Source organism: Exiguobacterium sp. s95 (assembly GCF_018618655.1).
Classification (GTDB): Bacteria; Bacillota; Bacilli; order Exiguobacteriales; family Exiguobacteriaceae; genus Exiguobacterium_A; species Exiguobacterium_A oxidotolerans.
This window is the reverse complement of sequence record NZ_JACSMM010000005.1, coordinates 71,994-85,760: the sequence shown is the minus strand read 5'-3', so window position 1 is coordinate 85,760 and position 13,767 is coordinate 71,994. Positions and strand designations below refer to the sequence as shown.

Here is a 13,767-nt window from a genome sequence, read left to right as displayed (position 1 = left end):
ACTCTCCTCAATCCATTCTCTCTCTTATGTTGTCTGATAGCCGTTCGGACGGCGTTCGTGCCAGTTCCAGGCATCACGGATGATTTGGTCGATGTCCGTCCGACGCGGTGACCAGTCGAGAACACGTTTTGCTTTTTCTGATCCTGCGATTAACGTACTCGGATCACCGGCACGTCTTGCGACGACTTGTTCCGGAATCGGGTGCCCCGTCACCCGGCGCGCCGCCTCGATGATTTCGCGGACGGAAAATCCGTTGCTCGAACCGAGGTTAAAGACATCACTCGTGTGTCCTTGTTGTAAGTAATCGAGTGCGAGAATATGGGCATCAATCAAATCTTCGACATGAATGTAATCCCGGATGCATGTCCCGTCTGGCGTCGCGTAGTCATCCCCATAAATCGAGATGACAGACCGCTGATTGTTTGCGACTTCAAGGACAAGTGGAACAAGGTGTGTCTCTGGTGTATGGTCCTCTCCGACTTCTCCTGTCGCGCGTGCTCCAGCGACGTTGAAGTAACGTAACGCCACATAACGAAGACCATGTGCTTGTTCGCACCATTTCATCATCTTCTCCATCATCAATTTCGTTTCACCGTACGTATTCGTCGGGTTCGTCATTGCCGTCTCGAGAATCGGCATCGTTTCTTGCTCACCGTATGTCGCAGCCGTCGAAGAGAAGACGATTTGTTTGATATCATGTGCGACCATTGCCTCGAGTAAGACTTCTGTTCCGTAGACGTTATTGTTGAAGTATTTTAATGGTTGTTCCATCGACTCCCCGACCAACGAAAAGGCAGCGAAATGAACGACTTGTTCAATCGTCTCTTTTGTAAAGACACGGTCAAGGAACGACCGGTCGCGAATATCTCCTTCGTATAAACGGGCTTGCGGATGGACCGCCTTTTTGTGACCTGCCTGTAAATGATCAATGACGACGACGTCTTTTCCAGCATCAATCAACTGATAGACCGCATGGGAGCCGATATAGCCGGCCCCACCGACAACTAGTACTGCCATATTAGATGACCTCCCGTTCGACTTCACGCGCTCCGTCTCCGACAGTCGCCGTGTAAAACGTTGCCGGATAACCGATCCGGCTTTCATAGCGTTGTCCGACGGCATCGATGAATCGGTCGACTGTTGACGTTTCAACGATTGCAATCGCACAGCCACCAAAGCCGGCTCCTGTCATCCGTGCCCCAAGGACACCCGGTTGCGCCCAAGCCGCTTCGACCAACGCGTCGAGTTCTTGCCCTGTCACTTCATAATCGTGTTGGAGTGACCGGTGCGACGCATTCATCAATTCTCCGAATTCCTCGAGTTGCCCTGCTTGTAGTGCTTCCAAGGCTTGTAACGTCCGCTCATTTTCAGAAATGGCATGGCGTGCCCGGCGCATCAAGCGTTCGTCGTCGAGTGTGACGGTTTCGAATTCTGCCATCGACCAATCTCCGAGCGTTGCATACGGCCGGACTTGCTGTAACTGTTCGAGCACCTGTTCACACTCCGCACGTCGCTCGTTGTATTTTGAATCGGCGAGTTCACGCCGCTTGTTCGTGTTCATGATGATGATCGTATAGCCCGTCAAGTCGAGCGGTGCATACGTGTAATCAAGCGTTTGGCAGTCAAGGAGTAATCCTGACCCTGCCTGTCCCATCCCGATCGCAAATTGATCCATGATGCCACTGTTGACGCCGATGTAGTGATTTTCGACCTGCTGACCGAACTTCACAAGTTCGACCCGGTCGAGATCCAATTCATATAAACGCTCGAGCATGACACCGATGACGAGTTCGAGTGAAGCAGACGAAGACAACCCTGCTCCGTTCGGAATATCCCCTTTAATCAAGACGTCAAATCCTGACGTGATGGCGTACCCGGCTTCCCGGAGGATGTGCACCATTCCTTTGGCATAATTCGTCCAACCGTCTTGCGGATTATGGGCCAAGTCGTCTAATCCGACTTCGATGATGCCGTCTGCTTCGAAGTTGAGTGAATAGAAACGACACGTTGCATCATCCCGTTTTCGGGCAATCGCATGCGTCCCGAGCGTCAAGGCACATGGAAACACATGACCTCCGTTATAGTCCGTATGCTCTCCAATCAAATTGATACGCCCTGGCGCAAAAAAGCGATGTGTCGCCTGTACATCGAATTGCTCTTCAAAGATTTGTTCTAACGTCTGGTCGGTCATGCGATCGGCTCCTTTTGCTCAATTTGTCTCAATTGATAGATGGGTTGAATTCGTAAACAACGTGCTTCATAGTCCGTCGAATAAGAGAAGTTCAGTCCTTGGTTCATCAAGTAAGCACCGCTCACCTGGCGATCTTCCACTTGATAGAGTCTACTTGCATCTAATCCCGTCAGTTTAAAGCTGTACTGGTGAATGCCATGCTTACGTATCGGTGCAACCGCCAAAATGACTGTCTCAGTTTCAGACGTATACTGCATGATGCTCGCTGTCGTTTGTGAGAATGGACTGAGGCGGTATTGACGTCCGTGCTGAACTGTCGGCCGAATCGTCTTGTATGTCTCAATCCATCCTTTCGCTTCCGCGAGTTCACTTGCCGTCCACTCACTTAAGTTTCCACCGATGCCGAGCGTCCCTTGCATCGAAGAGACGAACCGCGTCGCAAGCGGTAAGTTCCGCCCATTCAACCAGTTCGGACCATCCGTCACCCAGCAACTCATCATTTTTGCATTATAGGCAAACGAGAAGTCATGTTGAATCGTCAACCGGTCAAGCGGGTCCGTGTTGTCACTCGTCCAGACTTGTTCCGTCCGCTCTAAAATCCCGAGATCAATCCGACCTCCGCCACCGGCACACGCTTCGAAGTCGACCGTCGGATGCCCGAGTCGTAGCTCGTCGAAGATTCGATATAAGGCATCGACGTGGCGCTTCCAAAGTTCTTGTTGCGCGTCCGGCGTTTGCGACGGGACACCCGGCTCAGAGAATGCCCGGTTCATGTCCCACTTGATGTAGTCGATTTCGTGCGTCGTCAATAATTCATCCATCATGTCATAAACAAAACGTTCGACTTCCGGTAAACCGAGGTTCAAGACGAACTGGTTTCTCGATGTCGTCCGGACAGCACCCGGAGCATGATAAATCCAGTCCGGATGTGCGCGATATAAATCGGAGTCCGGATTGACCATCTCCGGCTCGACCCAAAGACCGAACTGCATGTTTTTTCCCTTCACATACTCAATCAGAGGGGTCAGACCGTTCGGAAACTTCTTCCGATTGACGACCCAGTCGCCTAATCCCGCTTGATCGGAGTGACGTTCACCGAACCAACCGTCATCGACGACGAATAGTTCACATCCGATGTCCGCTGCTTGATCGACGAGTGCCCGTTGTCCCTGTTCCGTCACATCGAAATACGTCGCTTCCCATGAGTTATAGAGGACCGGTCGAACGTTTTCACGGTCAGACGCCGGCATGATCACGTGACGCTGGAAGTCATGCGCGCGCGCACTCATTCCGGCGAAGCCGTCCGGAGTATAGCCGATATAAAAGACCGGTGTTATTAGACGTTGTTCAGCGTCAAGCGTCCAGCTGAAGTCAAATCCATTCATCCCACCCGATAGTTGGACGAACCCGAAGGCATCTTGTTCAGCGTGAATCGACCAGTTGCCCGAATAGGCAAAATGGCCGTAAATGACTTCGCCCGTCGTCTCTGTCGCATTGTGTTCAAGCGCGAACCAGGGATTTGCCTGGTGACTCGTCACACCGCGTCGACTTTCAATCGTCTTGCGTCCTGCTGTCAGCGGCGTGATTTGTTTTTGGAATTCGCCCGTCCATGTCCCGGCATAATGATGGAAGTTGAGCGTCGGACGATTTAAAAGTCCCATCGCGAACGACTGCGCCGTCGTCAAACGGACAGGTCTTTCTCCTGCGTTTTCGACGATGAGCGAGCGCCCGATCATATCGTATGCCGCGAAAAGTTCATACCGTACCCCGACGCGCAAATCTTGGAGGGGATCGTGGAGCCATAAGACAAGTGCCGTATCCGACAGCTCTGCTTGCTCGAAAGAAAATTGACTGATTCTTGCTCCGTCTGCCCGTTCTGATTTTAACGTCGGTTCTGTATAGACCATCTCACCGAACGGGATAAAGTCGTACGTCGCGACGCCGTCTGGCGATTCGAATGAACTGTGGGCAAGAACCGCACTCGGTAACGCCGCATAATCTGCTCGATACGGAAGTCGTGCCCCGAAATACGTATGAACGAGCTTCCCATTCGCTCCGATTGTCACGACATGCGCGACATCTTGTCCTTCAATCACGAATCGGTGTTTCGATACTTCAAAGATTGCCATGGTCCTACCTCCTTACGTCGTCAGAATCAGTGTCGCAAGCGGTGCGAGTGTCACTGTTCCACTGTATGTCTCTTGCGTCGTCAGCTCCTGATATGTTCCGTCAAGCGTGACTTGTTTCGTTTCTTTTGTGTCATGGTTCATCAGGAAGACGAAATCGCGTGTTTCCCCGTGACGGCGAACGACTTCGACCTGGTCCGGCACTTCAAGCGTCTCGATTCCTGCTTCTTCAAAGGCTTGCGCGTAAATCGTATCGATCATCGCGTCATCGATCGACGCTCCGATGTACGTGATTGTTCCTTTGTATTGATTTCGCGTGACGGCTGCGACACCATCGTAAAATGTATCGCGATAAACGGCGAGCGGCTCTGCCGTCGTCGGTGTAATGAGATCGCACCAGAGGCGTGCCGTCGACGATTGTCCGTCAAGTCCCTCGACACGGTTTTGCTGGACCGCTTGAAGGGATTCATATTCATCGATTTCAATGCCGGCATACGTGGCAAACTTCCCGGGAAGTGTTTTCGGGATGACATTGTTATGCGGATCCTTGACACCTGTCCGGTACGTAAAGATGACGTGCCCCCCTTGTTCCATGTAATCAATCAATGCTTGATCGAACGTCGGGTTCGTCAGGAAGTACAGCGGCACGATAATCAGTTTGTAGCCGTCAAGCGCATCGCCCGGGAAAACGATGTCCGTCGCAACCTGCTTGCGGACAGCCCCGCCGTAAAAACGGACGAACTCGGTCCGGAAATCAAATGCATCGCTGTGTGGTTGATGCGTCCAGGCCCAAACGTTTTCCTGATCAAAATAGACACCGACATCCGCTCGGTACGTACTGGCATTGATCTCGTCGCCGAACGTATTTAGTTCCGTCATGATCTGTTTGACTTCAGCAAACTTCCGTTTCGGTTTCCCGTCGTGGTCGATGATGCCGTGGCAAAATTCTTCCGTCCCGAACAAGGCTGCCCGGAAGCGGAAATAGACGATCGCTTCCGCGCCGCGCGCAACGGCTTGATACGTCCAGAGACGAATATGACCCGGGCGTGGTAAGTATCCGATTTTGCTCCACCCCTGTGCGCCACTGAGCTGTTCCATGACCCAGAAACCTTTGCCCTGTTTCGACGACCGGCAGAGATCGTGATCGCTCGCCATCTTCTCGAAACGGTTTGGTTCCGGTAACCCGCCCCAGACGGGATAGTTATCAAATGAGACATAGTCAAGATCTTGCGCCATCTGTTGTTGATTCACAGCCATATCGCTGTAGACGAGGTTATGTGTGATAAAGGCATCCGGATGGATATGTTCCCGTAAGACATCGACTTGCAGCTTGTTGTAATAGTTATAGCCGTCGGCACAAAATCGGTCGAAATCGACGAGCAGGGCAGGACTATGCTCTTGGTAAACTTTACGCGGGACGGGAATTTGTTCCCACGCCGTATAGGTTTGACTCCAAAAGACCGTTCCCCATGTCTCGTTTAACACGTCAAGCGTGCCATACCGCTTCTTGAGCCAGACCTGGAAAGCGGCCCGGTCGATAGCACTGTAAGAGCGGTCCGACTTTTCATGACCGTACTCATTATCTGTCTGCCAACCGATGACACGCGGATGTTGCCCGTACCGTTTCGCCATTTCCGTCGTAATCGCGACGGAAAACTTTTGATAGGTCTCACTGTGAACCGTATAGTGACGACGCGCACCAAAGCTGATCGTCACACCGTTTTCGTCGACCGGTAAAATTTCTGGATACTTATGACACATCCAGGCGGGTGGTGTTGCCGTCGGTGTACCGAGGACGATATCGAAGCCCGCGTCACTGAGTCGTGCGACGACGTCATCCCAAAAGTCGAAGTCATAAACCCCTTCTTCCGGTTCCATCATCGTCCACGCAAATTCTGCAATCCGGACGACGTTGACCCCCAGTTCTTTCATCAAACGAAAATCTTCCTCCCACAATTCACGTGGTGTTTGTTCCGGATAATAATCGACTCCTAAATACATATTGCTCCCCCTGACTCAAAAAACAAATTATTTTACTGCACCGGCCGTCATTCCTTTTTGGAAGAAACGTTGGAAGAAGATATAGAAGACCATTGTCGGTAAACTGATTAACACAAGTGAGGCATAGATTTTACCTGGATCGCCGCCGAGTGCATCTTTGAAGAAACTCGGTGCCATCGTGACTGTCTGGTAAGCGGGATCGGTCATGAACGTCAAGACCATCAAGTATTCGTTCCACGAGTTGAGGAACGCATAGATTAATGCTGTCGCAAGTGCCGGTTTCGCGAGTGGCAACATGACTTTGAAGAAGACTTCTAAAATTGTCGCACCGTCGATATAGGCCGCTTCCATCAGTTCGTTCGGCAATTCGTCAAAGTACCCTTTGATGAGCATCAAGCCGAACGGGAGGAAAAATGCAACTTCTGCCCCAATCAATCCCCAATGATTGTTCAGTCCGTCAAATGAACGGAGCGTAAAGAACAAAGGGACGATCATCGAAGCAACCGGTAACATTAAACCGGCGAGGACCATATTGAACATGAGACGCTTTCCTGCGAACTCTAGCTTTGAAAAAGCGAACGCTGCAAACGCAAGAATCGTGATTGAGATGATGATCATGAAGAAAGCAACAAAGAAACTGTTGAAGACGAACGTTGGGAAATTCGGGTTTTGTAACGTCGCGATATAGTTCTCAAATCCATTGACACGTAAGCTTTCCTTGAACATGACAAAGATCGGGAACAGCCAGACGATTGAAGCTAAGGCAAGGACAAGGTTGATCATCCAACGACTCTTTTTAGATTCTACATTCATGGTACGTTCCTCCTTAGTTATCCATTTTCTTTTGTATCCGTAATTGGAAATACGTGATCAGCAACGCGATTGTAAGTAGCACGATGGCGACAGCACTCGAGTAGCCGACTTCCTGTTGGAGCATTGATTTTCGGAATAAGTAGGTCGAGATAAATTCTGTGGACGATCCCGGCCCACCGGCAGTCGTGATCCAGACTAAGTCAAATGTCTTCAGTCCACCGATGACACCGAGGATCGATAACGTGAAGGTCGTGCCCTTTAAGTTCGGGAACACAATGCTCCAAAGGGTCCGGAAGAAACCGGCTCCATCAATTTTCGCAGCTTCGAAAATTTCTTTTTCAATCGTCAACATCGCCATGTAGTACATGACCATCGACGACCCTGTCCACTGGAAGATATTGATGGCGATGACGGAATAAAGCGCGATATCCGGATCGCCGAGCCAATTCTGCTCGAGACTCCCAAGACCGATTGCACGTAAGAATTCGTTGATGTAGCCAAATTGGAAATCATAAATTTGTGTGAAAGCTGCCCCAAGGACGACCGGACTCAAAACGACCGGGAAGAAGAAGACCGATTTCATCGCAGTCCGCAGCGGTCCTTGTGTATGCAGGAAGTACGCGAGAACAAGTCCGATTCCAGCCTGGATTGTGACCGTCAAGACGGTGAAGATGAAGGTGTTTTTGAGCGAAAGATAAAAGTCCGGATCTCCGAACATTTCCGCATAGTTTGAAAGCCCGACAAACGCTTTATCAAACGAAATCCCGTCCCATGAGAAAAACGAGTTATAGGCATTGTAGAAAATCCCGTAGTAGATGAAACTGACGACGAAAAGGACGATTGGTGCGACAAATGCCCAACCGACCATATTTTGTTTCATCTTGCCTTTTTTTCTTGGAGCAGGTGAACGTGTCGCTGCTGGTTTTAACGGCTCTGCTTTTGGTTTAATCGGCAATTCCTGACGCTCTGTCTGCATGTTGATTCCTCACTTTCCTCTTTTCCAAAAATCAGGAAGTGATACGCCAGGCGCATCACTTCGCTGTCTACTGCTTATTTCGCCGATTTATCCGCTGTATCTTGAACACGTTGAAGTGCTTCTTTCGGATCTTGACCTGTTGCGATATTTTGAAGTTCCTTCCCGAGGATATCGTTCAATTTCGTATCCCGGATTCCACGGCTCGCGACTGCGTCCGCAAGCGTATCGTTTAACATTTTGTATGATTCTTTTTCGCCTTCCGATGTGAAAGCGGAATCAGAGTCGATTGTGACATCTTTAATTCCTGGTGCCATCTCGAACTCACCCATGTATACTTCTTGTCCTTCACCTTGACTCATGAAGGCGATGAACTCTGCTGCACCTTCTTGTTGTTTCGATTCTTTATTGACACCAAGCGCCATATCGATTGAAGCGATGATTGGTTGTTCTGTTCCGCCTACGAGGTTAGGAAGTGGTGCAAATCCAAGCTCATCGTCAATTTTCCATTTGTCTTTTTTCTCAGCCGTCGTCATCGAGTGTGCTTCCCATGAACCGATGACCCACATCGCAGCTTTTTTATCGAAGAACTGGTTCATCCCGTCATTGTAAGTCGCAAGACCCAGCGCTCCTTCTTGGAAGACTTTATCTTCGAAGAGGTCTTGCCATACTTGTGCTGTTTTGACCATTTCGTCATCTGTCCATTTTGCTTCACCCGACAAGACTTTTTGAATATAACCCGGCGCGACTTGGTGACTGAGGACGTTGTAGACATCGATGTCGATCCAAGCATCTTTTGCTCCGAGCATCAATGGAATGACTTTATCGCCAGACGCTTTGATTTTTTTGACGGCATCAACCGTTTCTTTATAGTTCTTAGGTGGCGTGACACCGTATTTATCAAGCATCGTCTTGTTGTACATCAAGTATGCTTGTCCTGTGAAACCGATTGGGACTGCGTATTGTGTACCATCAAGTGTCGTCTGTTCAATCCCGAGCTCGACGAATTTATCTTTCCATCCATCTCCGGCTGCTTTATCCATATATGAATCGACCGGTACGACACGATCTTTATACTGCTGAATCATCGGTTCTTTTAAGCCAATGATGTCCGGGCCTTTACCTGACAACATTGCGACTTGAAGTTGCTTTTCATAGTCTTCACTGTACCGTTTGAATTCGACTGAATACTTGTCTTGCGATTTATTGAACGCATCGACAACGGCTTTCCCAGCTTCAGGTTGTGGTGCCCAGCCCCACCAGGTAACGATTGTTTTACCGTCTTTTGTTGTCGTCTGTTGCTCATCTTCGCCACCACAAGCTGCGAGTAGTGCTGATAATGTAAGAACCGATGCTGCCGCTAAAATTTTCGATTTTTTAAATTTCATCTGATTGATCCCCTTTTTATGTGTAAGTATCATGCGTATTTTTGACCGTGTTGACCTTCCAGTTTCGCTTGTTTGCACCAGTCTTCCATCACCGTTTGGTCGATCGGCATTCCCTGTAGCCGAATCAACACGCGGGCAATCAAACGTAACCGATAATCCAATGTGTCGACTTCGCGAGCGACAAATAAGTAAAACTCCCCGCCAAGTGTTAAGCAGCCTGCCGTCCGCATTTGTTGCATCAATGCGCGTAATTCGATGTATCCGCTCTCATTTTTTCGAACATGCAGTTCTGAGGAACGGATTGTCAATACTCCTTGCACGGATGACATCCGGAATTGAAAAACTCCATCTTGTCGCGGACGGACGAGCACGATGTCTTGGTCCGGTGACCGTTCATCCCCTAGTTGTTGTTCAGTCATCCGCTGCGTTTGACGATCATAGTAAAAGCCGCGGATGGCCCCGTAACGCCCAAAAGCTTCACGATAGGAAACCCACGGATCTTTTGTTTCCATCGGCGCGTTGCCTCCTTCTTTCCGTTTCAGCTCGACTGGTCTTCGCCAGTCCGCATCCACCTCCACCGTTCACATGAACTTAGTAAATTAAATTTATTATCTATCTTTAAAAAGACTATAGCATATGACTTTTATATTTGTAAACGTTTTCATAAATTATTTTTTTGGGTTATCTCGAGATTGCTTGAAGTCCTGATAACTGAGGGCGTGACAAAGCGTCTTTTTCGTTGCTTTCCTCGGGCGAGGCGCAAGCCGTTGCTCCTTACGAGCAGGGTCTTGCCTGCCTCTGAAAGTGCGTTAAACACACACTTTTTCTCGTAGGAGTCAACGAAACGTGACGCTTTTTAAGTAATACCGTGAGAGAAATCCAGGCATGCAGACGATTTGGAGCGCAATCCGTCTTGAATCGCTTTAGACCAATTGCCGCTTTGAAGATGAAGCGAGAAAGGGAAGCGCGAACTGATTGCTTCTCGTTATCGCATTTTCACTCTTCATAAGAGTTTGCCTACAGTCAAAAAAACTACTTCCGTCATATCGATGGAAGTAGTTTATACTTTAAATCGTTTGAAAGACACTATTTGTCGCTAAGGCAGCTGCACTAAGTGCTCCTTGTTTTTCACTCCACGGCACCATCTTCACGTCCGTCTGTCGCGAGGCTGTTGTCAGCGCCGTATGCGCAACCCGTTCTTTAATCTGCTCGACGATGCCCGGTGCGCGTTCAAACATCGGGCCGCCTAGTAAAATCCGTTTCGGGTTCAACAAGTGAATCGTATTCAATACACCAATCCCGATATACTCTCCTGCTCGATGATAGGCGCGCGCCGCTTGTTCGTCTCCTGCCACTAAACGACTCCGCAGTTCCAGTAAGGTTTTTACTTGCGGATCAATGACTTCAAAATCGCGCAACAGTGACTTTTCGCCTGCCAATGCCTCAAGGCAACCACGATTGCCACAAGAACAGATGGGTCCATCTAGATCAAGTCGCATATGTCCGACTTCACCCGTGATGTGGTTTTCCCCATCAATCAACTTTCCATCCAGTACATAGGCGCCTCCAATCCCTTCGCCTGCATAAAGGTAAAAGAATTGATCGACCCCGACCCCCTCGCCAAATAACAATTCGAAGGAAGCGAGCGCACGCACGTCATTCTCGATGAAAACTGGATAGGCAAATCGTTCCTCTAAATGTTTTTTTAGTGCGACATCATGAAGGTGGAACCGAGGGGCAAATAGGATGACACCTGTTTCCGGATTAACCATCCCGTGGACAGAAATCCCGATGCCATGAATCGTCCCGACACCGTTTGTCGCTTCAATCAATTCTTCACACAGTTGACTGACGGCATCAATCATATCGTCACTCGTATCAAAGTGTCCGATTGATTCGACTTCATGGATCGTATTTCCACTCAAGTCGGCGATGACACCGATGAAACGATGACTCGTCGCATCGATTCCGATGACATATTGTTCCGTCGCAACCAATTCAAGCATGATTGGTTTGCGTCCCCCATTCGAAACTCCGAGTTCCCGCTCCGTCACGAGACCATCGGCAATCAACTCACTGACGATGTTCGAGACCGTCGGCTTCGTCAAATTTGTCCGCTGGGCAAGTTCGACCCTCGAAATTGGCTGATGCATTCGAATCAGGCGTAACACAAGTGCCCGATTGTAGGAGCGCATCCATTTTGAATTACGTGGTGTCTCTTTAGTCATGCTTCCCCTCATCCCCTCTAACCTTCTCCTTCCTATCTTCGCACATTTTGTAAGGGATTTCACTGTCTCCTTTTTAACTCATTTTGAAAGAGAAAGAGGCGAGGTTTCACGCTTCATCATACGGCTGCTCGATGACGAGGATACGGCTACCGTCTGGCTTTTCCGTCAACTCCATTTCAATAATGGCCTGCCCGACTAGCAACACAGCCGGCAATTCTGGGTCCGTCTTCCGAAAAAAGCTGACATGACCTTGATAAACGTCCATATAATCAGCGAACAAAAACGTTCCATTGACATGGATTTCGTCTTGCTTCGGGTTGAATTCAAGTCGCGGGACCCCGAACCATGCTTCTCCGTTCAAATACAACAATGGTTTGTTTCCAATTCCTTCATTGGTGGCTCGGCGCACTTCAATCGCTCCTTTCGTCTCATAATAAAGGCGGTCATCCCCTCGTGTCGCAATGACAATCGGATTGTCTTGATACAGGACGATTTCAAGAATTTCATCCGCCTGTTCGACATAATAACCCGAGTCATCAGCTGTCGCAAAACTAATCGTGTACAGTTGAATCCAGGCGACGACATCTGTTACTTCGACCGGCTTCAAAAATAACGCGGAGACAAGATACGTCCGCTCCGGCATCACGATTAAGTTGACACAGATATCTGCCAATTGAATCGTTCGTACTTGTGTTGAAGGATACATTTCTTCGTAATCTTTCATAAAAATCACTTCATAATAATGCGTCGTCTCCCGGAGCTCTCTCCCAGGTAAACGACGATCAAAGTCGGCAATCTGGATGCGTTTCATGTTGTGCCTCCTCTGCAAAAACCTGTAAGTGTCTCATGCTGATTATTACCCAAAATTTGGTCTCTTTGCACTCCCCTAAAAATCAAAAAATCACCTCCCGATTTTTTCAGGAAGGTGACGCGTCAGATTGTTTTCATTGGAGATACAAGTCATAGAGCACATAGAGCACTAGCGCAATCACAAAGACGAAAAAGAATTTTCCCGTACCAAAAAAAACACGGTCGCTTGTTTCGTTCCGATTATTTTTATCCGGATACATTATACAACTCCCTTTCTCATCTATCCAATTTTTCTCATATTGAATAGTTTCGCCTTTTGCGGCATCAATTCCTTCCGAACTGACGATTGATTTCTTTAAGATTTCATCCCGTTCGCAAAAAAGACGAGCGTTTCTTCTTCGTCCGTCGTTAACACACGGTCGACCGTTTCTTTGTATAATCGATGCATCTCTGAAATCTTCCCACCTGCTCGCTCCGTCACATCCATCGCCTGACGTAACATCGCGACTTCTTGTTCGAACGCTTCGCAGGGCATTGCCTCACCGTGCGACCAAACGTAATACGCCGCATCATACTCCGCGATTGCATCGAGTAACAACGTCATTCGCTCGACCGTATAGTTCCATTTCGCCGAAAAGATATCAGCATACATCGCGTCCCCTAAAAATAAGACACGTTCTTCCGGTATGTAAACAAGCAGACTCCCGGGTGAATGGTCATTTTCGACTTCGCGCAGAATACAATGCACATCCCCTAAGTCGACGACAAGTTCTCCCTCGAATTGAATATTTGGCAATTGTACTGCTATATCACGTGTCGGACCAAACTCGAGCTTGATGGCATCGGCACAAAACGGTATCTCGATTCCCTGCTCGATTCGCGCTTCGAGTGCTTCATCTGTCCAGTCATAATCTAGCATCTGTTCAATTCGCGCTACCGTCCGCTTCGTTGCCATCGCCGGAAGGTTCATTTCCTTTAGTCCGAAAATATGATCCCAGTGCCAATGCGTCAATGCCAGTAAATCAGGTTTTTTCAAGCCATGTCGCTCCACTTCTTCTAAAAACAGTGCCGCATGCCGGCTCGAGTTTCCTGCGTCAATCATCAGACTGCGTTTTGCTCCGACGATCAGCCCTAAAATCGGTCGATCCGTTTCACTGACCGGTGTTTGATACCACACACGATCCGTCAATTGATTGAATTGTTGCATCTTCATCGCCTCCTGCTTGTAGTATAACGA

The 13,767-nt window shown here is 48.9% G+C and carries 11 protein-coding genes; all 11 read right to left on the bottom strand.

Annotated features, from left to right (window positions below):
* Nucleotides 1-24: 24 nt before the first annotated feature.
* Nucleotides 25-1,017: a UDP-glucose 4-epimerase GalE gene (galE, locus tag KNP99_RS10230; protein WP_088836201.1), complete on the bottom strand. Its 993-nt coding sequence runs from the start codon at nucleotides 1,015-1,017 to the stop codon at nucleotides 25-27.
* A gap of 1 nt (nucleotide 1,018) precedes the next feature.
* Nucleotides 1,019-2,191 (bottom strand): galactokinase, encoded by a 1,173-nt coding sequence (locus KNP99_RS10225; RefSeq protein ID WP_214805531.1) that lies wholly within the window; start codon nucleotides 2,189-2,191, stop codon nucleotides 1,019-1,021.
* Nucleotides 2,188-4,320 (bottom strand): alpha-galactosidase, encoded by a 2,133-nt coding sequence (locus tag KNP99_RS10220; RefSeq protein WP_215193219.1) that lies wholly within the window; start codon nucleotides 4,318-4,320, stop codon nucleotides 2,188-2,190. The genes KNP99_RS10225 and KNP99_RS10220 overlap by 4 nt, the downstream gene beginning before the upstream one ends.
* A gap of 12 nt (nucleotides 4,321-4,332) precedes the next feature.
* Nucleotides 4,333-6,318 carry a beta-galactosidase gene (locus tag KNP99_RS10215; protein WP_214767235.1) on the bottom strand — a complete coding sequence of 662 codons (1,986 nt, stop codon included), beginning with the start codon at nucleotides 6,316-6,318 and terminating at the stop codon, nucleotides 4,333-4,335.
* Nucleotides 6,319-6,345: 27 nt separating this feature from the next.
* A complete protein-coding gene (locus tag KNP99_RS10210; RefSeq protein WP_088836197.1) occupies nucleotides 6,346-7,131 on the bottom strand; it encodes a carbohydrate ABC transporter permease in 786 nt (261 codons plus the stop codon).
* A 13-nt stretch (nucleotides 7,132-7,144) separates the two neighbouring features.
* On the bottom strand, nucleotides 7,145-8,107 hold the full coding sequence (locus KNP99_RS10205; RefSeq protein ID WP_088836196.1) for a carbohydrate ABC transporter permease: 963 nt from the start codon (nucleotides 8,105-8,107) through the stop codon (nucleotides 7,145-7,147).
* A 74-nt stretch (nucleotides 8,108-8,181) separates the two neighbouring features.
* A complete protein-coding gene (locus KNP99_RS10200; protein ID WP_214767237.1) occupies nucleotides 8,182-9,492 on the bottom strand; it encodes an ABC transporter substrate-binding protein in 1,311 nt (436 codons plus the stop codon).
* A gap of 29 nt (nucleotides 9,493-9,521) precedes the next feature.
* Nucleotides 9,522-10,004, bottom strand: coding sequence for a hypothetical protein (locus KNP99_RS10195; RefSeq protein WP_029332520.1), 483 nt, complete (start codon nucleotides 10,002-10,004; stop codon nucleotides 9,522-9,524).
* Nucleotides 10,005-10,559: 555 nt separating this feature from the next.
* Nucleotides 10,560-11,720, bottom strand: coding sequence for an ROK family transcriptional regulator (locus KNP99_RS10190; protein WP_214767239.1), 1,161 nt, complete (start codon nucleotides 11,718-11,720; stop codon nucleotides 10,560-10,562).
* Between the two features lie 106 nt (nucleotides 11,721-11,826).
* A complete protein-coding gene (locus KNP99_RS10185) occupies nucleotides 11,827-12,531 on the bottom strand; it encodes a hypothetical protein (protein ID WP_214767241.1) in 705 nt (234 codons plus the stop codon).
* A 354-nt stretch (nucleotides 12,532-12,885) separates the two neighbouring features.
* Nucleotides 12,886-13,737: an MBL fold metallo-hydrolase gene (locus KNP99_RS10180; protein ID WP_215193218.1), complete on the bottom strand. Its 852-nt coding sequence runs from the start codon at nucleotides 13,735-13,737 to the stop codon at nucleotides 12,886-12,888.
* Nucleotides 13,738-13,767 lie beyond the last annotated feature (30 nt).

Bases quoted from the DNA above. Each gene is read 5' to 3' on its own strand.
- galE (WP_088836201.1), bottom strand. From the start codon at position 1,017: ATGGCAGTACTAGTTGTCGGTGGGGCCGGCTATATCGGCTCCCATGCG.
- KNP99_RS10225 (WP_214805531.1), bottom strand. From the start codon at position 2,191: ATGACCGACCAGACGTTAGAACAAATCTTTGAAGAGCAATTCGATGTA.
- KNP99_RS10220 (WP_215193219.1), bottom strand. From the start codon at position 4,320: ATGGCAATCTTTGAAGTATCGAAACACCGATTCGTGATTGAAGGACAA.
- KNP99_RS10215 (WP_214767235.1), bottom strand. From the start codon at position 6,318: ATGTATTTAGGAGTCGATTATTATCCGGAACAAACACCACGTGAATTG.
- KNP99_RS10210 (WP_088836197.1), bottom strand. From the start codon at position 7,131: ATGAATGTAGAATCTAAAAAGAGTCGTTGGATGATCAACCTTGTCCTT.
- KNP99_RS10205 (WP_088836196.1), bottom strand. From the start codon at position 8,107: ATGCAGACAGAGCGTCAGGAATTGCCGATTAAACCAAAAGCAGAGCCG.
- KNP99_RS10200 (WP_214767237.1), bottom strand. From the start codon at position 9,492: ATGAAATTTAAAAAATCGAAAATTTTAGCGGCAGCATCGGTTCTTACA.
- KNP99_RS10195 (WP_029332520.1), bottom strand. From the start codon at position 10,004: ATGGAAACAAAAGATCCGTGGGTTTCCTATCGTGAAGCTTTTGGGCGT.
- KNP99_RS10190 (WP_214767239.1), bottom strand. From the start codon at position 11,720: ATGACTAAAGAGACACCACGTAATTCAAAATGGATGCGCTCCTACAAT.
- KNP99_RS10185 (WP_214767241.1), bottom strand. From the start codon at position 12,531: ATGAAACGCATCCAGATTGCCGACTTTGATCGTCGTTTACCTGGGAGA.
- KNP99_RS10180 (WP_215193218.1), bottom strand. From the start codon at position 13,737: ATGCAACAATTCAATCAATTGACGGATCGTGTGTGGTATCAAACACCG.